The following is a 19,060-nucleotide window of genomic DNA, read 5'->3' on the forward strand; positions in this document are numbered from 1 at the left end:
ACAGCGCCGCGATCGGAATGGTGACCGCGAGCGTCATCCCCAGCACCGTCCAGAAACGGTCGTTGAAGGTGCCGAACCCGAGCAGCTCCATGCCCATGAGCAGCACGAACATGTGGATCGAGAAGACGCCGTAGGAGATCTCGCCCAGCGCGCTGGGCACCGGACGGGCCAGCCACCGGCGTACGGGTCCTTCGAGCTCGGGCCCGAAGACCAGCGGGAAGATGACGCACACTGCGACCGCACCGTAGAGCACGCACTTGAGCGCGGACTCGGCCGGCGTCGGGGCGTCCACCAGCCCGGTCGGGCCGGTGATCGGCGTGCAGGCCGCCACGAAGAGACCCAGCGCCAGCAGCCACCAGCCGGCCAGGTCGCGCGCGGCCGCGTCCAACCGTGCCCGCATCCGGGCGTCGACCGAGCAGGCCGCGAGCGCGGTGCCGGCCAGGAACCACGGCAGGTACGCCGGCAGCCACTCGGCCGCGAACGGCTGGTCGAACCAGGTCCGGGCGCCGGCTGCGAAGACCACGCCGCCGATCGAGAGCAGCAGGCAGAGCACCAGCACGCGGCGCAGATCCAGGCGGTCCCGCGGCGTCAGCAGCCGCACCACCAGCGGCAGCGCGAGGTAGAAGGCGACCTCGGTGCACAGGCTCCACATGTGCGCCAGGCCGTAGGCGTGGGTGTCCTGGGTGTAGATCTGGGTCAGGGTCAGGTTGGCGATCCAGCCCCCGACACCCACATCCGAGTTCGCGGGCGCGGCGATCAGGCATACGGCCACGACCACCCAGTAGAGCGGCAGGATCCGCAGGGCCCGCTTCCACAGGTAGCGACCGGTGCTCGGCGGCCGAGCTCCGGCGGCGCTGGCGGCGAACCACGGCCTGGCCAGCAGGAACCCGGAGACCACGAAGAAGAGCGCAACGCCGAGGTCGAAGTGGGCGAGCATCGCCCCGGTCCAGCCCCGCGGGTAGCGGCCGGTGTGGAACGCGACGTGGGTCAGCACCACCATCAGCGCCCCGACGGCGCGCAGCGCGTCGAGCGTGAGGAACCGGCGGTCCAGGTAGCTCTGGTCAGCCATCAGCCATCCTCCTCAGGCCCTGAGATCGGGTCGCCGAACGGCACCACGCTGCCGACCTCGATGCCACCCAGGCACGGCTTCGATCCCGGAGTCAGGCTCTGGAAGCCGACAGTGTCGAAACGTCCCTCGCCCGTACGCAGGTAGAGACTGCGGAACCCGGGCTCGACCTCGACATCGTAGGAATGGTCGCCGGCGGTCACCCGCATCCGGCCCGAGTCCTTGGCCGCAGCCACGTAGGCGACCCGGATCCACCACCCGGCGCCGTCGACGCCACCGTCGAGGCTCACCTCGAGCGGTGTCTGCCGCACCCGCAGCGGGCACTTGTCCAGGCTCGGCGTCGGGTCGACGGCGCCGACCGAGCGTCGCTCGGGGTCCACCAGCGCCGGCCGGATGTGACCGTCCTTGTCGACCAGGTAGAGATTGTCGGTGCTGGCCTTGGGGAACGCCATCTTGTCCGACAGCGGCCGGAGCACCCGACTCACCTGGTTGTAGGGGTAGGACGCGCCCCAGACCATCCACTCGGGCACCGGCCCGTCGGCCATCGGCAGCGGCTCTGAGACGTCGGCCAGGTCGGCGCGGACGGTGTCGACGTAGCGCCGGGTGTTGTCGTCCTCGTGCCAGCCCTGGGCGTAGGAGTAGGACGAGAAGAGCCCTAGCGCGGTGACGACCGCGGTCGCCACCGCGACCCGCTGGGGGACGTCGAGGAAGGGCGAGGTACGCGTCGGGGTGAGCGTCTCCACCGCCCCGCGCAGCGGCAGCGTGGCCAGCGCGAGCGCCATCGCGGTGACCGCGATCGTGTCGGTGAGGTAGCGGTAGGCGAGTGCGATGTCGGCACCGACCCCGCCGGCCCGGATGGCGGTGATCAGGGCGATGTCGATGACGAGGATCCCGCCGACCAGCCACCAGGCCCGCAGCGCGATCGAGCGGGTGCGCGCGAGCTCGTAGCTCAGCAGTGCCAGCACGCCGACGGCGAGCACCGAGACCACCGCGCCCGGCTCGGCCCAGCCGGCAGAGTTGCCCTCGATCCACTTCCAGCGCAGCGGCCCGCCGACCACGCCCGGCGCCCACGACTCCAGGAGGAACCGCTGCGCGACCAGCGCGAACCCGTTGGCGTCGGAGCTGCCCGACGCCTTCGACGATCCCGCGCCCAGCGTCAGGTAGGCGACCACGGAGCCGATCGAGACGACCCCGTAGAGGAGCACACCGGGCAGATAGCGGCCCAGGATCGTCCGCAGCCGGGTCAGGATGTCACCGCTGGCGAACCAGCCCAGCGCCAGCACGGCGTAGGGCCAGAACAGCAGCATGGCCTTCTCGCCGAAGGCGATGGCGGCCAGCGTGATGAGCATCGTCAGCAGCGCCCAGCCGAACCGCCGCGTACGCAGGTAGTTGAGGTGCGCCCACGACCCCCAGAAGATCGCGGCGAGGAACGGCAGCTGGGTGATCCCGGGACCCCAGGACAGGAACGCCGGCAGGCTGATCGAGCTGAACAGGAACAGCGCCAGCGGCGGCAGGATCCCGGCCCGCTTCCCGAACGCGGAGCAAAGGAAGACCAGTGCGCCCAGGTTCGCGATCGCCTGCAGCACGAGGAGCTCGGCGGCCGGGTAGACCCAGGCGTACGGGTCGAGGCTGAAGTTGTAGGACGTCAGCGCGAACGCACCCGGCATCAGGTGTCCGGCGAAGCCGTGGAAGAGCAGGTCGGCAGAGAGCCCGTCGGACATCAGCTTCGACATGAAGTTGGCGTCGTCGAAGCGGTACCACGATCCGCTCAGCGCCCAGGCGCGGAAGCCGAGCTGGGCGGCGATCATCGCCAGCGCTACCGCGACGACCTTGCCCGGCGTGGCCAGGATGCCGTCGCCGGCCGGCCCGTCGGCGGGCTCGGCAGCGGTGGAGGTGGTGTGGGGGTGTGACACGAAGAGGAAGTGTCGCACAGTGGTTTGTGACCCGTTGCACACCTCTCCCGGTATTGCTGCTACGGTTCGCGGATCGAGGGGGGACCCGAGGCCTTGGGAGGGGCAAAAACATGCGAAGAGTGATTGGTTACGTCTTCTTGCTGGTCGGCGCGTTTGCGCTGGTCGCTGCCGCGGTAGCGGGCTTCTGGGGCCGGGACGCCGCGGCGACCGTGCCGCTCAACGTCAACACCACGACCGTGCTGGACGGCACCGCCAGCGGTGCGCTGGCCAAGTCGGATACCCCAGTTCCGGTGAAATACACCCGGACCACCGAGGCGGCTCCGAAGGAGTCGACCGACGACGTCGTCGTCTTCGTCGAGGCCGGCTGCATCATGATCCAGGAGGGCGACACGCCCCCGTGTGCCCGCGCCGAGGACGACGACCGGGTGGTGACCACGACCGAGCGCGCCTACGCCATGGACCGCAAGACCTCCGAGGTCGTCGAGGACCAGGCCAAGTACGTCGGTGAGGACCGCGCCGTCGAGGGAATGACCGGCCTGGCCGGCAAGTTCCCGTTCGAGACCGAGCGTCACGACTACGAGTACTGGGACGACACGCTCGGCACGACCGTCATCGCCACCTACGTCGACGACGTCGACGTCAAGGGCGTCAAGACCTACCAGTTCGAGGTCTCGGCCTCCGAGGACGACGCGTCGCTCTCGGCGGGAGACGACGGGGTCAAGGACACCGAGGACGACATCCGGGGCACCTACGAGGCCACCCAGACGATCTACGTCGAGCCGACCACCGGTTCCTACATCGACCAGAGCGCGACCCAGAAGATGGTCACCAGCACCGGCATGGTGCTGATCGACGCCGACATGAGCTACTCCGACGAGACCGTCTCCAACAACGCCGAGGACGCGAAGGGCAACATCGCCCAGCTCAACCTGATCGGGGTCTGGATTCCCGTCGTCGGCCTCGTCGCCGGGCTGATCTTCCTGCTGATCGGCCTCTGGCTGGTCCTGCGCGGCCGCAAGCCCAACGGTGGCTCCCACGCCGCCGCGGACGACAAGACGCTGGTTGACGCCTGACGGTCAATCACACAGGCATAGACGTTCGCGGACCCGGAGGCTGACAGCCCCCGGGTCCGCGCTCGGCTTTTCGTCGGAGCCGGCTCTGCCTAGCTGCGCGTCAGGTCGGCGCCGAAGATCGCGGTCCCGGGGGTCAACAGTCCCCGGGTGCGCGACCAGCCGCCCCAGACCCGCTCGTGGTCCTCGGGCCACTCGGGCTCGACCAGGTCGGTGATCGTGAACCCGGCACCGGCCAGCAGCGAGACCCAGTCCCCGAGGGTGCGGTGGTGCTCGACGTAGGACACCTTGCCGGTCTCGTCGTCGACCTCGACGTAGGGGGTGCGGTCCCAGTAGGACTGCGCGGCGATCAGGCCCTCGGGGCCGGGGTCGTCGGGGAACATCCACCGCGTCGGGTGGGTGATCGAGAACGCGAAGCGGCCGCCGGGCCGCAGGACGCGGGCGGTCTCGGCGATCGCGTGGGCGATGTCGCTGACGAACTGCAGCGCGCCGAAGGAGCAGAAGACCACGTCGAAGGAGCCGTCCGCGAACGGCAGGTCGGTCGCGGTGGCCTGGACCGCGGGGACGACCACGCCGGTCTGCTCGTCGAGGCGCCGGGAGTGCTGGAGCTGGCGGCCCGAGAGGTCCAGGCCGATCGCGCGCCCGCCCTGGGTGTTCACCCAGCGGGAGCACTGACACGCCCCGGAGCCGAGCTCGAGCACGTCTGAGCCGTCGACGTCGCCGAGGATGCCGAGATCGGCCTCGGTCAGGCCCTCCGGGCCCCAGACGAACCCGGCCTCGCCGAGAAACGGTCCGTGGGTCGCCTGGTACTCGTCGGCATAGCGGTCCCAGTCGGGGCCGTTCGCGTGGCGCGACTCGGCTTCACCGACCGTACGCCGCTCGGCTCTGACCACGGGGCCGGACGTTTCGAAGGTCTCGATCGCGCCGAAGCGATGTCCTGAGCCTGTCGAAGGGGGATCGATGGGCGCCTCCGGTCGAACGACCGGGCTGATGGCTTGGTCCACCCCTACAGCGTAGGCCCAGCGCGGTGACGTCGACAGTTGGACGGAGCCTGTGGCGGGAGCGTAGGCTAAGAAACTGCGTCTGAAGTCTGCCCGGGTCCCAGACCTAGTGGACCTTGGCTTGCTACCTCGACCGCCGGTTCACGCCGGGCGACGAAGCCTGTTTGTGCTGGTGCCGGTGAGGGGCTGCCGACCCGAGACTTGAGCCGTGTGTGACCCGACGATATCTGTCCACCCAAGGAAACCACCTCCCTTATGACGAGCACGCTCAACATTCCTCTTCCCGACTACGACGCGCCTCAGGTCGCGATCAACGACATCGGGTCGGAAGAGGACTTCCTCGCCGCGATCGACGAGACCATCAAGTACTTCAACGACGGCGACATCGTGGACGGTGTCATCGTCAAGGTCGACCGGGACGAGGTCCTGCTCGACATCGGTTACAAGACCGAAGGTGTCATCCCGTCGCGCGAGCTCTCGATCAAGCACGACGTCGACCCGTCCGAGGTTGTCGAGGTCGGCGACAAGGTCGAGGCCCTGGTGCTCCAGAAGGAGGACAAGGAAGGCCGCCTGATCCTGTCCAAGAAGCGCGCGCAGTACGAGCGCGCCTGGGGCACGATCGAGCAGGTCAAGGAGGAGGACGGCGTCGTCGAGGGCGCGGTCATCGAGGTCGTCAAGGGTGGTCTCATCCTGGACATCGGCCTGCGTGGCTTCCTCCCGGCCTCCCTCGTCGAGATGCGTCGCGTCCGCGACCTGCAGCCCTACGTGGGTCAGACCCTCGAGGCCAAGATCATCGAGCTCGACAAGAACCGCAACAACGTGGTCCTCTCGCGCCGTGCCTGGCTCGAGCAGACCCAGTCCGAGGTTCGCCACGGCTTCCTGACCCAGCTCCAGAAGGGTCAGATCCGCAAGGGTGTCGTCTCCTCGATCGTCAACTTCGGTGCGTTCGTGGACCTCGGCGGCGTCGACGGTCTCGTCCACGTCTCGGAGCTGTCCTGGAAGCACATCGACCACCCGTCCGAGGTCGTCACCGTCGGTGACGAGGTCACCGTCGAGGTTCTCGACGTGGACATGGACCGCGAGCGTGTCTCCCTGTCGCTGAAGGCGACCCAGGAGGACCCGTGGCAGCACTTCGCCCGCACCCACCAGATCGGCCAGATCGTCCCGGGTAAGGTCACCAAGCTGGTGCCGTTCGGTTCGTTCGTCCGTGTCGAGGAGGGCATCGAGGGCCTGGTGCACATCTCCGAGCTGGCCGAGCGCCACGTGGAGATCCCCGAGCAGGTCGTCCAGGTCAACGACGACGTCATGGTCAAGATCATCGACATCGACCTCGAGCGTCGTCGCATCTCGCTCTCGCTCAAGCAGGCCAACGAGACGGTCACCTCGACCGACGTCGAGGAGTTCGACCCGACGCTCTACGGCATGCCGGCGACCTACGACGACCAGGGCAACTACATCTACCCCGAGGGCTTCGACCCGGAGACGGGCGAGTGGCTCGAGGGCTACGACGAGCAGCGCGCGAAGTGGGAGGAGCAGTACGCTCAGGCCCACGCCCGCTGGGAGGCCCACATCAAGCAGCAGCAGGAGGCCGCCGAGAAGGCTGCCGAGGCCGGCGAGGCCACCTCCTACTCCTCGGGTGGCTCGGTCGACGAGACCGTCTCCGAGGACGAGGGCGGCTCCCTCGCCTCCGACGAGGCGCTGCAGGCTCTGCGCGAGAAGCTGACCGGCGGTCAGTGAACGCGGAGCTGATGCTCTGAAACGCACGAATGCCCGGCCCCTTTCGAGGGGCCGGGCATTCGGCGTCTAGGGCAGTCTGACCGCTGGCAAGAAGTCGGGGTCGACGTCGTGGGACCGGGGAGCGGCCTTGGGGCGGTCGCCGTGGACGGTGGCGAGCGTGGCGTAGGTGACGAGGGCGAACAGTGCGATGAGGATCAGTGCTGTGGTCATGGCAGTAATTCTTCGCTACCAGGTATTCCTGCCACATTGGCAGAAATGCCTAAGTTGCGTGATTTCCTGCCAACTGGCACCCTTCTGAGGTGCTTAGGAACGTCGCTGCGGTGATCTGGGACGGTGTCGCCCCCTTCGAGTTCGGGGTCGTGTGCGAGGCTTTCGGGCTCGATCGGCGCGACGACGGGGTGCCGTTGCTGGACTTCGGTGTCTGCTCGCTCGAGCCCGGCCTGGTGCGCACGAACCTGGGCTTCGGGATCGAGGCGACGTACGGTCTCGAGCGGGCCGACGAGGCCGACCTGGTGTGTGTGCCGGCCATGCGCCGGGGCGATCCCGTGCCGCCTCAGGTGGCCGAGACGCTGCTGCGCGCCTATCAGCGTGGTGCCCGGATCCTGACCGTCTGCGGCGGGGCGTTCGCGCTGGGTGCGGCGGGTCTGCTCGACGGGCGTGAGTGCACCACCCACTGGAAGTACACCGACGAGCTCGCGGCGAGGTTCCCCGAGGCGAAGGTGGTGCCCGAGGTGCTCTACGTCGACACCGGGCAGATCATCACCAGCGCCGGCACCGCTGCCGGGCTCGACGCGTGCCTGCACATCTGGCGCCAGGAGTACGGCGCGGCGGTCGCCTCCGCCGTGGCCCGCCGCATGGTCGTGCCGCCCCAGCGTGACGGTGGCCAGGCGCAGTTCATCTCCCACCCCGTGCCGGAGGTCGACGCCGAGACGCTCGGCCCGCTGCTGGCCTGGATCGTGGAGAACCTCCACGAAGACCTCGACGTGGACTCGCTGGCCCATCGAGTGCTGATGTCCTCGCGTACGTTCGCTCGCAGGTTCCGCGCCGAGACCGGGGCGACACCCTATGCCTGGATCACCGCACAGCGGGTACGCCGGGCCGAGGAGCTGTTGGAGCGCACCGACCGGTCGGTGGAGTGGATCGCGGGCGAGGTCGGCTTCGGCAACGCAGCGGCCCTGCGCCACCACTTCACCCGGGTGCGGGGGCTCTCCCCGCAGGCCTACCGGCGCCGGTTCGCCTGCAGCGACAGCCTCGACTCGGCCATGCCGGCCTAGGCGGCGCCGGGCGCCGACAGCGGCCCCACTAAGTTGGGGCCATGCGCGTAGGACTCACCGGCGGGATCGCCTCGGGGAAGAGCACGGTGTCGGAGCTGCTGGCCGGGTTCGGGGCGGTGATCGTGGACTCGGACAAGATCGCCCGGGAGGTCGTCGAGCCGGGTACGCCGGGGCTCGCCCACGTCGTGGCGGAGTTCGGGCCGACGGTGCTGACCGAGTCCGGTGCGCTCGACCGGGCGAAGGTGGGGGAGATCGTCTTCGCCGACGAGGGTGCCCGCGGGCGGCTCAACGCGATCGTGCACCCGTTGGTCGGGGCGCGCTCCACGGAGCTCGAGGAGGCCGGCCGGGCGGCCGGCAAGCTGGTCGTCAACGACATCCCGCTGCTGGTCGAGGTGGGCTACGCGCCCTTCTTCGACGAGGTCATCGTCGTCGACGTACCGGTCGAGACCCAGGTCGAGCGGGCGATCACACGCGGGATGACCGAGATCGACGCCCGCGCCCGGATCGCCGCGCAGGCCAGTCGCGAGGATCGGCTCGCCGCGGCGACGTACGTCATCGACAACACCGGCACCCTCGACGACCTGCGCAAGCGGGTGCGGGAGATCTACGACGCACTCGCCGGAACGCGGTGATGGGCGGGGGTTGCTGACATACTCGGCCGCGTGACTGGGGGCATGCACACCGATTCAGAGGACCAGCAGCGTCGTCCGAGGCGTTGGATGCGACCGGTGATCGCCGGGGCCGTGCTGGCCCTGGCGGCCGGCGCGGGTGCGGCGGCGGTGACCGTCGGAATGCCGACGAGGGCCGAGGAAGAGCCGAACCAGCCGGCAGCCGCCACCACGAGGACCGACCCGAAGAAGGACACCACGCCGCTGGCCTGGGGGCCGACGCGCGGAGAGCTGGCGACCGCCCGCGAGCTGGTGGCGGGCTGGAACGAGAAGCAGCTCGCCGGACAGGTGATCGTCGGCCGATACCACGGCACCGACCCGGCCAAGGCGGCCAAGATGGTGCGCAAGCTCCACCTCGCCGGGGTCAGCGTGACCGGCGAGAACGTCGTCGACGAGGCCCAGGTGCGCGAGACGACCGCCGCGGTCTCCCGTGCCGTGGCGGCTGACGGCCGCTCGTTCCCCGCGGTGATCGGCGTCGACCAGGAGGGTGGCGTCGTCTCCCACCTGCGCGGCGTGGCCACCGAGTTCCCGGAGTTCGAGCGCACGGGGGACGCCATCGAGGCGAAGCCGCGCAAGGGCGTCGCGGCGACGACCGAGGCGGCGCGGACGACGGCGCTCGAGCTGCGCGATCTGGGCTTCACCTGGGCGTTCGCGCCGGTGGCCGACGTGACCGTCGGCGCGGCCGATCCGACGATCGGCTCGCGTTCCCCGAGTCAGGACCCGAGGATCGCCGCGACGGCGGTCTCCGCGGCCGTGCAGGGCTACAACGCCGCCGGCCTGGTCTCCACCACCAAGCACTTCCCGGGCCACGGCGCGGTCACCGGTGACACCCACCTCGGGCTCCAGGAGCTCGACTTCAGGATGAAGAAGCTGAAGCGGCGTGACCTGGTTCCGTTCGACGCCGCGGTCGACGCCGGCGCGCCGGCCGTCATGATCAGCCACGTCGACGTCAAGGCGGTGGCTCCCGGCAAGCCCGCCAGCATGGCCGCCCCGATCTACGACCTGCTCCGCGACGACCTCGGCTTCGAGGGCGTGGCCGTCACCGACTCGCTCGGCATGGGTGCGGTCACGACCACCACCAAGAAGCCCTCGGTGGCCGCCCTCGAGGCCGGCGCCGACCTGCTGCTGATGCCGGCCAACTCCAGGGCCGCGCACCGCAGCGTCGTCAAGGCCATGCGCTCCGGTCGCCTGGACCGCGCTGTTGTCGAGGACGCCGCCGCGAAGGTCGTGGCCATGCAGATGTGGCAGCAGCGCACCGCCGGTGAGGTGCCGGTTCCCGGTGACGTACGCGAGCAGGCCGAGCAGGCCTCCGCGGCTCTCTCGGAGGCCGCCTCCGAGGGCTGACCCCTCGCCGCGCCTGTTCGTGGCACCATCGGGGCATGAGCGTGGTGCTGCACGTCGACCTGGACCAGTTCATCGCGGCGGTGGAGGTACTACGCCGGCCCGAGCTGGCCGGGAAGCCGGTGATCGTCGGTGGACGCGGAGACCCGACCGAGCGGGCGGTGGTCTCGACCGCCTCCTACGAGGCGCGGGCGCACGGGGTGGGTTCGGGGATGCCGCTGCGGCTGGCGGTACGGAAGTGTCCCGACGCCGTGCTGCTGCCGGTCGACCACGTGGCCTACGACGAGGCCTCCGCGGGCGTCATGGACACCCTGCGATCGCTGGAGTGGGGCGGCCCACCGGTCCTGGTCGAGGTCCTCGGCTGGGACGAGGCGTTCCTCGGACCCGGCCCCGACCACGGCGACCTCGGTGATCCGGTGGCCTTCGCCCAGGACGTACGCGACCTCGTGCTCGAACGCACCCGGCTGCGCAGCGGCGTCGGTGTCGGTGACAACAAGCTGCAGGCGAAGCTCGCCACGGGGTTCGCCAAGCAGCGGGTCGACGGTGCCCTCGCGCGTGAGGCCGGGGCGGGCGGGCACGAGCCCGGTCCGGACGGTCAGCCGCGGGGGACCGGCGTCTACTGGATCACCCACGAGAGCTGGCACGCCGAGATGGGCCATCGCCCGACCGACGCGCTGTGGGGGATCGGGGCGAAGACCGCGAAGCGGCTCGGCGGGCTCGGGATCGAGACGGTCGCCGACCTGGGAGCGGCCTCTGCGGAGCGTCTGGCCGCCGAGATCGGCCCGACGACCGGCCCCTGGCTGCGCCGTCTGGGCCGTGGCGCCGACACCAGCCCCGTCGACCCCTCGCCGTGGGTCGCTCGCGGCCACGGCCACGAGGAGACCTTCCAGCAGGACCTCGTCGAGTGGTCCGACATCGTCGCCGCGACCCGCCGCCTGTGCGGCGAGTGCCTGGTGGACGTGGTGAAGGAGGGCCGCCCGGTGACCAGGGTCGAGATCAAGGTGCGGCTCAAACCGTTCTTCACCGTCACCCGTGGCCACAAGCTCCCCGAGCCCACCCTCGACCCCGACCGCCTCGCCGACGAGGCCGAGGCGCTCCTGGAGCGGGTCGAGAAGGACCGCCCGGTCCGCCTCATCGGCGTACGCCTGGAGATGGCTCCGCCGCCGGAAGGCTACTGACCGCCGAGACGTCACTTGCGTCGGCCGAGTTGGCACCGCGGTGCCAACTCGGCCGACGCAAGTGACGTCTCGGCAGAAAAAGACTCGGCGCCCCTCCAGGAGGGGCGCCGAGTCATCGGTTGGGATCGCTGACCGGGACGCGACCGGGATCTAGCGGCTACGCCGCGAGATCCGGGTCGGCGAAGCGGCGCAGCTTCTGCAGGGCCTCGCGCTCGAGCTGGCGTACGCGCTCGGCGGAGATGCCGTGCTTGACGCCGATGTCGGCGAGCTTGTGCTGACGACCGTCGGTGAGGCCGTAGCGGGAGCGGACAATGTCGGCGGAACGCTCGTCGAGCTGACCGACCAGCGAGTTGAGCCGCTCGCGCGACTCGACGTCGATGACGTCCATGTCGGGCGACGGTGAGGACTCCTGAGCCATCAGGTCACCCAGCGAGGTGTCGCCGTCCTCGTCGATCGGCGTGTCGAGCGAGACGTGGTCACGGCCCCAGGAGAGGAGGTCGAGGACGCGGTCGATGTCCATGCCGAGCTCGGTGGCGATCTCCTCCGGCTCCGGGTCGCGGCCGAGCTGACGCTCCAGGGTGCGGCGGGCGCCGCCGACCTGGTTGAGCTCCTCGACGACGTGGACCGGGAGCCGGACCACACGCGCCTGCTGGGCGATGCCACGGGTGATCGCCTGGCGCACCCACCACGTCGCGTACGTCGAGAACTTGTAGCCCTTGGTGTAGTCGAACTTCTCAACGGCCCGGATCAGGCCGGTGTTTCCTTCCTGGATCAGGTCGAGCATCGGCATCTGCGCGCGGCCGTACTTCCGCGCGATGGACACCACCAGTCGCAGGTTGGCGTTGATGAACTGACGGGTCGCGCGGTGGCCTTCTTCGGCCAGCCACTCCAACTCGGCTCGGGTGGCTCCACCGGGTGCCTTCTTGCGGCCGACGCGGCCCTCGGCAAGGAGGTGCTCGGCCATCAGGCCGGCCTCGATCGCCTTGGACAGCTCAACCTCTTTGGCAGCATCCAGGAGCTCGTTGCGGGCGATCTCGTCGAGATACAGCCCGACGCTGTCACGGCCCTCGATCTCTCGGGTGGCAGTGGCGGTGCGTGTCGCCATGGGAACCTCCTCACGGTGAGGTTTGTGGCCTCACGGTGGTTTCAACGCTTCGCCCCTCCCAGGTGTTCCCTGGTAGAGCGCCTTGTCATCGAATCCGTCTTCGATCTCTTGTCCGGTTCGACGTACGCCGCGGGCGATAAGTTGCATCATGAGGCGAATCTCAGGGGTTTCTCATGGAGTACCCCGAGATTCCCGCAGATATGCCCTACGAAGAGCTCACCTGGTCGATCATCCAGGCAAGGCTGAACGCCCGGTCCTCCCACGCCTTGTAGCGTCCCGAGACTCCTCCGTGTCCGGCCGCCATCTCCGTCTTCAGGAGTACGTCACCAGGATTCTCTGCCGTCGCGCGCAGCTTGGCGACCCATTTCGCCGGCTCCACGTAGAGGACGCGGGTGTCGTTGATGCTGGTCTCGGCCAGGATCGGCGGATAGTGCTGGGCGGTGACGTTCGTGTAGGGGTCGTAGGAGGACATGTAGTCGTAGGTCTCCTTGTCGGCCTCCGGGTTGCCCCACTCGTCGTACTCGGTGACGGTCAGCGGCAGCGTCGCATCGAGCATCGTGGTCAGCGCGTCCACGAACGGCACCGCGGCGACGACCGCGCCCACGGCGTCCGGCGCCTGGTTGGCGACCGCGCCCATCAGCAGGCCGCCGGCGCTGCCGCCCTCCGCGATGATCGTGGACGGGGTCGACCAGCCCGACTCGACCAGGTGGCGGGCGCAGGCGATGTAGTCGGAGAAGGTGTTCTGCTTCTTCAGCATCTTCCCGTCGTCGTACCAGGCCCGGCCCATCTCGCCGCCGCCGCGGATGTGGGCGATCGCGAACCCGATCCCTCGGTCCAGCAGGCTCAGCCGGGCGATGGAGAAGTAGGGGTCCATGCTGGCCTCGTAGGAGCCGTAGGCGTAGAGCAGCACCGGGATCGGCCCCGACTCGTGGAGCCCCTTCTTCGCCACGATCGAGATCGGCACCCGTACGCCGTCCCCGGCCGTCGCCCACAGCCGGTGCTCCTCGTAGTCGTCGCGGTCGTAGCCACCGAGGACCGGGGCCTGCTTGAGCAGGGTCAGCTCGCGGCTGCGTACGTCGTAGTCGTAGACGGAGGCCGGGGTGCGCATCGTGGTGTAGCCGAGCCGCACGACCGGGCTCTCGAAGGTGGGGTTGGAGCCGGATCCGATGGTGTAGAGCTCGTCGTCGAACTTCACCAGGTAGTCGTCGGCCACCCCGTCCTCGCCGAGCTCGAGGATGCGGACCTGGGTCAGGCCGTCGCTGCGCTGGTGCACGACCAGGTGGCCGGCGAAGGCATCGACGTCTTCCAGGCGTACGCCCTGGGTGTGGGGGAGGAGCGGCTGCCACTCGGTCCGCGGGGTCGGTGCGATCGGCGCGGTGGCGATCTCGAAGTCGGGGCCAGAGGCGTTGTGGGTGACCAGGAAGACGTCCTCGCCGGCGATGGTGGCGTGCTCCACGGAGTATTCGACGCCCTCCTCGCGGGCGGCGAAGATCTGCCAGCCGGCGTCGGGGTCGTCGAGGTCGAGGAAGCGGTACTCGGCGGTGATCTTCGCGGCGGTGCCGATGAACATGAACCGGTCGGACTTGGTCCGTCCCACGCCGACCCAGAACCGGTCGTCGGTCTCGTGGAAGACCAGCTCGTCCTGGTCCTGGCCGGTGCCGAGGCGGTGGCACCAGATCTTGTCGGCGCGCCAGGACTCGTCGGCGGTCGTGTAGTAGAGCGCCGAGGAGTCGCGGTCCCAGGTCGCGCCACCGTGGACGTTGGTGAGCTCGTCCTCGAGGAGCTCGCCGGTGGTGAGGTCCTTGACGCGTACGGTGTAGCGCTCGTCGCCGGCGACGTCGGTCGCATAGGCGAGGAGGGTGGTCGACGGGCTGACGGAGGAGCCGCCGAGACTGAAGAAGTCGTGGCCCTCGGCGAGCGCGTCGAGGTCGAGGAGCACCTCCTCGCCGGTCACCTCGTCGGGGTTCGGCGGGGTCCAGTCGTCGGGGTCGGTGGCCTTCACCCGGCAGCTGGCGCCGTACTGCTTCCCCTCGAAGCTGCGGCCGTAGTACCAGTAGCCACGCGACCGCGTCGGGACGCTCAGATCGGTCTCGAGCGTGCGCGCCTTGATCTCCTCGAAGATCTGCGTGCGCAGGTCGGCGAGGTGGTCGGTCTGCTCCTTGGTGTAGGCGTTCTCGGCCTCGATGTAGGCGATGACCTCGGGGTTCTCCTTCTCCCGGAGCCACTCGTAGTCATCGGCCCGGGTCAGGCCGTGGAACTGCTTGGACGAGGGCTTCTTGGGGGCGATCGGCCAGGGCGTCGAGGGAAGGGCGGCAGACATGAACGAGACCCTATCCCCGCCACCCTCGAAGCCCCGAGCACAGGAGGGACGCGCCGGGTGCATCGGTGCGCGCTATCGCACACCTTCGCCGCCTGGCGCGATACCGCACCCGCACGCGGCGACGGCACCATCGAGCTGGGGGGCGGGCCTCAGGACTCGGTGAACGGCTGCAGATCGGGGTCGTCGGCCGCGTAGGACCGCACCGGCCCGGCGGGAGTCTCGGCCGTCTCGAAGCGCACGGTCACGACGCCGCGCCCCGAGCCCCAGACCCAGCCGCGGCCCATCTCGGCGTGGACGACGTCCATCCCGGCCGCCCAGGTCGGCCGCCGCACCGGCTCGGGCAGGGGGAGGTCGGGCTCGGCGTCCTCGTCGGTGTCGTCGCCGAAGAGGTCTTCCTGGATCCAGTCGGCGAGCCCGGAGACGCCGACCCCGAGCAGGCGTACGCCCCCGGCCGTCTCGCCCGCGGTGAAGAGCTCGCCGAGCAGGGTCCTGGCCAGGCGGGCGATGGTGCCGGCCTGGTCGGTCGGGGCCGGCAGGGTCGAGGAGCGGTTGATCGTGGTGAAGTCGTAGAGCCGCACCTTGATCGTGATCGTGCGACCGGAGAGACCGTTCTTCTTCAGCCGGGCGGCGACCTCGCCGGACTGCCGGGTGAGGATCTGCTCCATCAGCGGCCGGTCGGTCAGGTCGGTGTCGTAGGTGCCCTCCACGCTGACCGACTTGGTCTCGCGCTCGGGCTCGATGCGGCGGTCGTCCTGGGCCCTGGCCAGCTGGTAGAGGTTGGTGCCGTGCGACCTGCCCACCAGGCGTACGAGCTCCTCGACGCTGACCTGCTCCAGATCGGCCACCGTGTGGATGCCCGCGCGGCGCAGGCGCTCGGCGGTGGCGGGGCCGACGCCGGGGATCACCTTGACGTTCATCGGGCGGAGCAGGTCGAGCTCGGTGCCGGGCGCCACCACGACCAGGCCGTCGGGCTTGTCGAGGTCGCTGGCGATCTTCGCGATGAACTTCGAGCTGGCCAGACCGACGCTGGCGCTCAGGCCACCGGTGACCTCGGCGACCGCCTCGCGGATCCTCGAGGCGGTCTCGGTCACGGTCTCGACCTCGAGGTCGGGGAGGTCGGCAGCGGCGAGGTCGACGAAGGCCTCGTCGAGCGAGAGCGGCTCGACCAGCGGGGACAGGTCGCGCAGGATCCCGAAGACCTGCTCGCTGACCTTCTTATAGGCGTGGAAGCGCGGGTAGAGGAAGGCGGCATGGCCGCACAGCGCACGGGCCTCGCGGGTCGACATCGCCGAGCGGACGCCGAATGTCCTGGCCTCGTAGGAGGCGGTGCTGACCACGCCGCGTCCGCCGATGCCGCCCACGACCACCGGCTTGCCGCGCAGGGACGGCTTGTCGCGCTGCTCGACCGAGGCGAAGAACGCGTCCAGGTCGAGATGCATCACCGACGCGTGCGCTCTCATGGTGGCAACCTATCTGGCGGCGGGGACAGTCTGTTTCGGGCCGTTGACCATCCACAGCAATGGTTGGGGAGGCGGTTGTTCACAGGCACGGTTATTGGCGCCGAAACTGTCGGTGGGTCGCGGCGATCGTGGTCCGCATGACCACGAAACTCTCCATCGCCCGTCCCGAGGACGTCTTGGCGGCAGTCCCCGTCCTGCTCGGCTTCCAGCCCGAGAAGTCGCTCGTCATGCTGACCTTCGGCGGTGAGCATCAGGTCCACGGCAGGATCGACCTACCTCCGCCGGACGAGGTCGAGGGCTGCCTGGACAGCCTGCTGCTGCCCGCCGTCCGCCACCAGGTTCGCGGTGTCCTGCTCGTCCTCTACGACAGTGGCCCGCGCTTCGGGATGAAGCTCGCCCGCCGTCTGGCCGAAAGGCTCGCCGAGTGCGAGATCGACCTGATCGGGTGCCTGCGCGTGCAGGACGGCCGATGGTTCGACCCGCTCGGGTTCCACGGCGTTCCCGACGACGGCGTGCCCTTCGACGTCGGTGCGCATCCGTTCCGCGCCCAGGCGGTCTACGACGGCCATCTGGTGCGCCGCTCGCGCACCGAGCTGGCCGCCTCGATCGCGGCAGTCCCAACGGCCGTCGCCGAGACCGACGCCGCGCTGGGGCAGGCGGCGTCGATGAAGATCTACGAGGTCGGCCGGCTGGTCGACGACGCGGTCGCCGGGACGGTGCTGTCGGCCGGCCAGATCGCCTCGCTGCTGCTCGCACTGCGCGACCCGCAGCGGCGCGACGCCGCCTGGGGTGGGATGACCCGGGAGGAGGCCAGGGCTCAGGTACGTCTGTGGACCGATGTCGTACGCCGCAGCCCCGAGGACCACGTCGCCCACCCGGCCGCGGTGCTGGCCTTCGCCGCCTGGCTGGGCGGTGACGGCGCGCTCGCCTGGTGTGCCCTCGACAGGTGCTTCGCGAGCGAGCGTCACCACGGCCTCGGGGTGCTGGTCGCGCAGATGCTCGAAGGTGCCGTTCCTCCGACGGCCTGGGAGGAGGCGCTCCGGTCGGACCGTCCCGCCTAGTCGTTGCCTAGCCGTTGCGGTAGCGCAGCCGCTTCCACCGGCGACTCAGCCCCGAGCGCGGGTCGAGCCACGCGTTGCGGGTCACCACGACGTACGTCAGGGGTGCCCCGATCTCCCGGAACGCCTGCCGGGCGGCGGAGAGCCAGCGGAGGTCGACGTCCTCGATCTCCAGGTGGCCGGCACCGATCTCCTCGGGCGTCGCCGCGGTCGAGCGAGTCAGCCACACGATCGGGTCGGGCACGCCGACTCGGCGGCGCATGCTGTGGATGATGTCGGTTCGCAGCCACTGGTCGGTGGGCTCGTCCTCGCGATGCGCGTGCGCGACCTCCTTGCCGCCGGGGATGCCGAGATGGACGAGCGCAAGGAACGAGCGCCGGTGCTCAGTGGCGGTGTGGTCGAGCACAGCACGTCGCAGCCGCTTCTCGAGCACTGGCGAGAGCGGCTCGTGCAGCCCTTCGACGGACGTCTCGGACAGAGTGGGCATGGAGGCCATGGGCCCAGCGTGCAACGGATGCCGGATTCCCGCGACCGTCTTTCCACAGGGTCCGGACCACAGACGCGTGACGTCCTTGGGTTCGCCCGGCCGGCTCAGAGCCCGGCTTCGATGATCCGGGCGGACGCCGCGGCACCATCCGCCCCGACGTACGCCCGCTGAACCTCCGAGGCGGCGGCGCGGATGCCCGGGTCGGCGAGAATGCGACGTACGGCCCTGACGAACTCAGGTGACCCGACGCGCTTCGGCGATACCGCGATTGCGTTTCCGCGCTGTTCGCACATACGCACGTGCCAGGTCTGCTCCGGCTGCAACCCCATTCCGACGAAAGGGATACCGGTGGCACAGGCCGTCTGGATCGTGCCTTGTCCGCCATGCAGCACAGCCGCGTCTACCAGGCCACCGAGCCGGTGCGCGGGCAGCAGTCCGGTCACGTGAACATTCGGTGGAAGGCTCTCCCCACCGTCCAGGTAGTGGGAGATCGAGGCGATCACGTTCACCGGAAGTGTGCCGAGTGCGTGCGCCGCGGCGACGGCGAGCCGACGGTTGGCCGAGGAGCCCAGGCCGAGGTAGACCAGCGGCCGCGATGCGGCCGCCAGCTCCTCGACGATCGACGGCATCGGCACCTCGATGTGGGCGAATATCGGCCCGACGCGCTCGAAGCCTTCCGGCAGCGTGAAGCCGTCGAGCTCCCACGGCATCTCGGTGATCAGGTTGCGATCAGCGGTCAGGAGCGAGGAGATGGTCCGCATCGGAGACACGCCGTTCGCGACCGCTACGGTCGTGAACGAGCGTGGGGCGAGCGGTGCCTTGGTGTAGATCCACCGAAACGCGGCCGTGGCCAACCGATCCGCGAATCGCGCCGCGCGCCCTCTCCTCGCCACGAGGAACAGGTGCCGTGCCTGCCTCACCTGCGGCTCGGTCAGTGCGAACGGGACCGGATAGTAGAGCGGTACGCCTTCGGCACGGGCGGAGATGTAGGACGTCAGGTTCGATCCGGTCGCGACGGCCGAAGCGCTCTGCTCGCGGATGACCTGGCGCTCGATCGAGACGCGGTCGGCCACCACCCGCTCGGTGAAGGGGTTCTTCAACGTCTTGCCCTGATCGAACGCGATCAGCTGCTCGCGCTCCCGGCGCGTGAACGCAGGAGCTTGCGAGATGTATTCGAAGCCGGCATCGCGGATGAGGTCGACGTAGTCATCCTCATAGCCCATGAACACGGCACGGTGGCTCGTACTCAACGCGCGAGCGACCTGGATCATTCGCGTGGTCTCGGCGAGGTTGAAGGTCACCGGACAGAACAGCACGGTCGCCATCGAAACGTCCTTCCTGGACGCAGGTGGTCTCACGTCCGTTGTGCCGCCTGCGCGAAA

At 69.6% G+C, this 19,060-nt stretch carries 15 protein-coding genes and 1 pseudogene; 7 read left to right on the plus strand and 9 right to left on the minus strand.

The annotated features are described in order from the left end of the window. Positions 1–13: 13 nt before the first annotated feature. Positions 14–1,069: pseudogene (locus BLT25_RS30430) on the minus strand (acyltransferase family protein); the annotation flags it as partial. Then, positions 1,069–2,979, minus strand: coding sequence for a hypothetical protein (locus BLT25_RS13210; protein WP_143033741.1), 1,911 nt, complete (start codon positions 2,977–2,979; stop codon positions 1,069–1,071). The gene BLT25_RS13210 and the pseudogene BLT25_RS30430, both read right to left, overlap by 1 nt. A gap of 110 nt (positions 2,980–3,089) precedes the next feature. Between BLT25_RS13210 and BLT25_RS13215 the strand changes: the two genes are divergently transcribed. Next, complete coding sequence (locus BLT25_RS13215) at positions 3,090–4,052, plus strand: cell envelope lipid trafficking protein PgfA (RefSeq protein ID WP_091046557.1); 963 nt, start codon at positions 3,090–3,092, stop codon at positions 4,050–4,052. An 89-nt stretch (positions 4,053–4,141) separates the two neighbouring features. Here the strand turns inward: BLT25_RS13215 and BLT25_RS13220 are convergent, their stop codons facing one another. After that, positions 4,142–4,942, minus strand: coding sequence for a class I SAM-dependent methyltransferase (locus tag BLT25_RS13220; protein ID WP_256328583.1), 801 nt, complete (start codon positions 4,940–4,942; stop codon positions 4,142–4,144). Positions 4,943–5,305: 363 nt separating this feature from the next. Between BLT25_RS13220 and rpsA the strand changes: the two genes are divergently transcribed. After that, the gene (gene rpsA / locus BLT25_RS13225; protein ID WP_008361841.1) at positions 5,306–6,787 is read left to right on the plus strand and encodes a 30S ribosomal protein S1; all 1,482 of its coding nucleotides are present in this window, start codon (positions 5,306–5,308) and stop codon (positions 6,785–6,787) included. A 66-nt stretch (positions 6,788–6,853) separates the two neighbouring features. Here rpsA and BLT25_RS29885 read toward each other — a convergent pair whose 3' ends face one another. Beyond that, entirely contained in the window at positions 6,854–6,997 is a 144-nt protein-coding gene (locus BLT25_RS29885) for a hypothetical protein (RefSeq protein ID WP_176883851.1), read from the minus strand. 89 nt (positions 6,998–7,086) lie between these two features. On the opposite strand from BLT25_RS29885, the gene BLT25_RS13230 reads away from it, so the two are divergent. The 4 genes from BLT25_RS13230 to BLT25_RS13245 are packed head-to-tail and all read left to right on the plus strand — an operon-like array spanning position 7,087 to position 11,248. After that, complete coding sequence (locus tag BLT25_RS13230; protein WP_091046559.1) at positions 7,087–8,061, plus strand: helix-turn-helix domain-containing protein; 975 nt, start codon at positions 7,087–7,089, stop codon at positions 8,059–8,061. Positions 8,062–8,102: 41 nt separating this feature from the next. Next, entirely contained in the window at positions 8,103–8,693 is a 591-nt protein-coding gene (gene coaE, locus BLT25_RS13235; protein WP_091046562.1) for a dephospho-CoA kinase, read from the plus strand. A 42-nt stretch (positions 8,694–8,735) separates the two neighbouring features. Continuing rightward, the gene (locus tag BLT25_RS13240) at positions 8,736–10,073 is read left to right on the plus strand and encodes a glycoside hydrolase family 3 N-terminal domain-containing protein (protein ID WP_256328584.1); all 1,338 of its coding nucleotides are present in this window, start codon (positions 8,736–8,738) and stop codon (positions 10,071–10,073) included. Positions 10,074–10,108: 35 nt separating this feature from the next. Beyond that, positions 10,109–11,248 carry a DNA polymerase IV gene (locus BLT25_RS13245; protein WP_091046567.1) on the plus strand — a complete coding sequence of 380 codons (1,140 nt, stop codon included), beginning with the start codon at positions 10,109–10,111 and terminating at the stop codon, positions 11,246–11,248. A gap of 157 nt (positions 11,249–11,405) precedes the next feature. Here the strand turns inward: BLT25_RS13245 and BLT25_RS13250 are convergent, their stop codons facing one another. From BLT25_RS13250 to BLT25_RS13260, 3 genes are all read right to left on the minus strand, one after another. Further along, on the minus strand, positions 11,406–12,353 hold the full coding sequence (locus tag BLT25_RS13250) for a sigma-70 family RNA polymerase sigma factor (protein WP_091046570.1): 948 nt from the start codon (positions 12,351–12,353) through the stop codon (positions 11,406–11,408). Between the two features lie 205 nt (positions 12,354–12,558). Next, entirely contained in the window at positions 12,559–14,673 is a 2,115-nt protein-coding gene (locus BLT25_RS13255) for a S9 family peptidase (RefSeq protein ID WP_091046572.1), read from the minus strand. A gap of 149 nt (positions 14,674–14,822) precedes the next feature. Beyond that, a complete protein-coding gene (locus BLT25_RS13260; protein ID WP_091046575.1) occupies positions 14,823–16,133 on the minus strand; it encodes a DNA polymerase IV in 1,311 nt (436 codons plus the stop codon). A 137-nt stretch (positions 16,134–16,270) separates the two neighbouring features. Here BLT25_RS13260 and BLT25_RS13265 point away from each other — a divergent pair, with 137 nt between their 5' ends. After that, complete coding sequence (locus BLT25_RS13265; RefSeq protein WP_176883853.1) at positions 16,271–17,194, plus strand: DUF4192 domain-containing protein; 924 nt, start codon at positions 16,271–16,273, stop codon at positions 17,192–17,194. 7 nt (positions 17,195–17,201) lie between these two features. Here the strand turns inward: BLT25_RS13265 and BLT25_RS13270 are convergent, their stop codons facing one another. After that, complete coding sequence (locus tag BLT25_RS13270) at positions 17,202–17,687, minus strand: hypothetical protein (RefSeq protein WP_256328585.1); 486 nt, start codon at positions 17,685–17,687, stop codon at positions 17,202–17,204. A gap of 95 nt (positions 17,688–17,782) precedes the next feature. Beyond that, positions 17,783–19,003 carry a glycosyltransferase gene (locus tag BLT25_RS13275; protein WP_091046579.1) on the minus strand — a complete coding sequence of 407 codons (1,221 nt, stop codon included), beginning with the start codon at positions 19,001–19,003 and terminating at the stop codon, positions 17,783–17,785. Between the last annotated feature and the right edge of the window lie 57 nt (positions 19,004–19,060).

This window comes from Nocardioides sp. YR527 (genome assembly GCF_900101045.1).
Lineage (GTDB): Bacteria > Actinomycetota > Actinomycetes > Propionibacteriales > Nocardioidaceae > Nocardioides.

Coding starts and splice junctions, on each gene's coding strand:
- BLT25_RS13215 (WP_091046557.1), top strand. CDS start 3,090: ATGCGAAGAGTGATTGGTTACGTCTTCTTGCTGGTCGGCGCGTTTGCG.
- rpsA (WP_008361841.1), top strand. CDS start 5,306: ATGACGAGCACGCTCAACATTCCTCTTCCCGACTACGACGCGCCTCAG.
- BLT25_RS29885 (WP_176883851.1), bottom strand. CDS start 6,997: ATGACCACAGCACTGATCCTCATCGCACTGTTCGCCCTCGTCACCTAC.
- coaE (WP_091046562.1), top strand. CDS start 8,103: ATGCGCGTAGGACTCACCGGCGGGATCGCCTCGGGGAAGAGCACGGTG.
- BLT25_RS13240 (WP_256328584.1), top strand. CDS start 8,736: ATGCACACCGATTCAGAGGACCAGCAGCGTCGTCCGAGGCGTTGGATG.
- BLT25_RS13245 (WP_091046567.1), top strand. CDS start 10,109: ATGAGCGTGGTGCTGCACGTCGACCTGGACCAGTTCATCGCGGCGGTG.
- BLT25_RS13250 (WP_091046570.1), bottom strand. CDS start 12,353: ATGGCGACACGCACCGCCACTGCCACCCGAGAGATCGAGGGCCGTGAC.
- BLT25_RS13255 (WP_091046572.1), bottom strand. CDS start 14,673: ATGTCTGCCGCCCTTCCCTCGACGCCCTGGCCGATCGCCCCCAAGAAG.
- BLT25_RS13260 (WP_091046575.1), bottom strand. CDS start 16,133: ATGAGAGCGCACGCGTCGGTGATGCATCTCGACCTGGACGCGTTCTTC.
- BLT25_RS13265 (WP_176883853.1), top strand. CDS start 16,271: ATGACCACGAAACTCTCCATCGCCCGTCCCGAGGACGTCTTGGCGGCA.
- BLT25_RS13270 (WP_256328585.1), bottom strand. CDS start 17,687: ATGGCCTCCATGCCCACTCTGTCCGAGACGTCCGTCGAAGGGCTGCAC.
- BLT25_RS13275 (WP_091046579.1), bottom strand. CDS start 19,003: ATGGCGACCGTGCTGTTCTGTCCGGTGACCTTCAACCTCGCCGAGACC.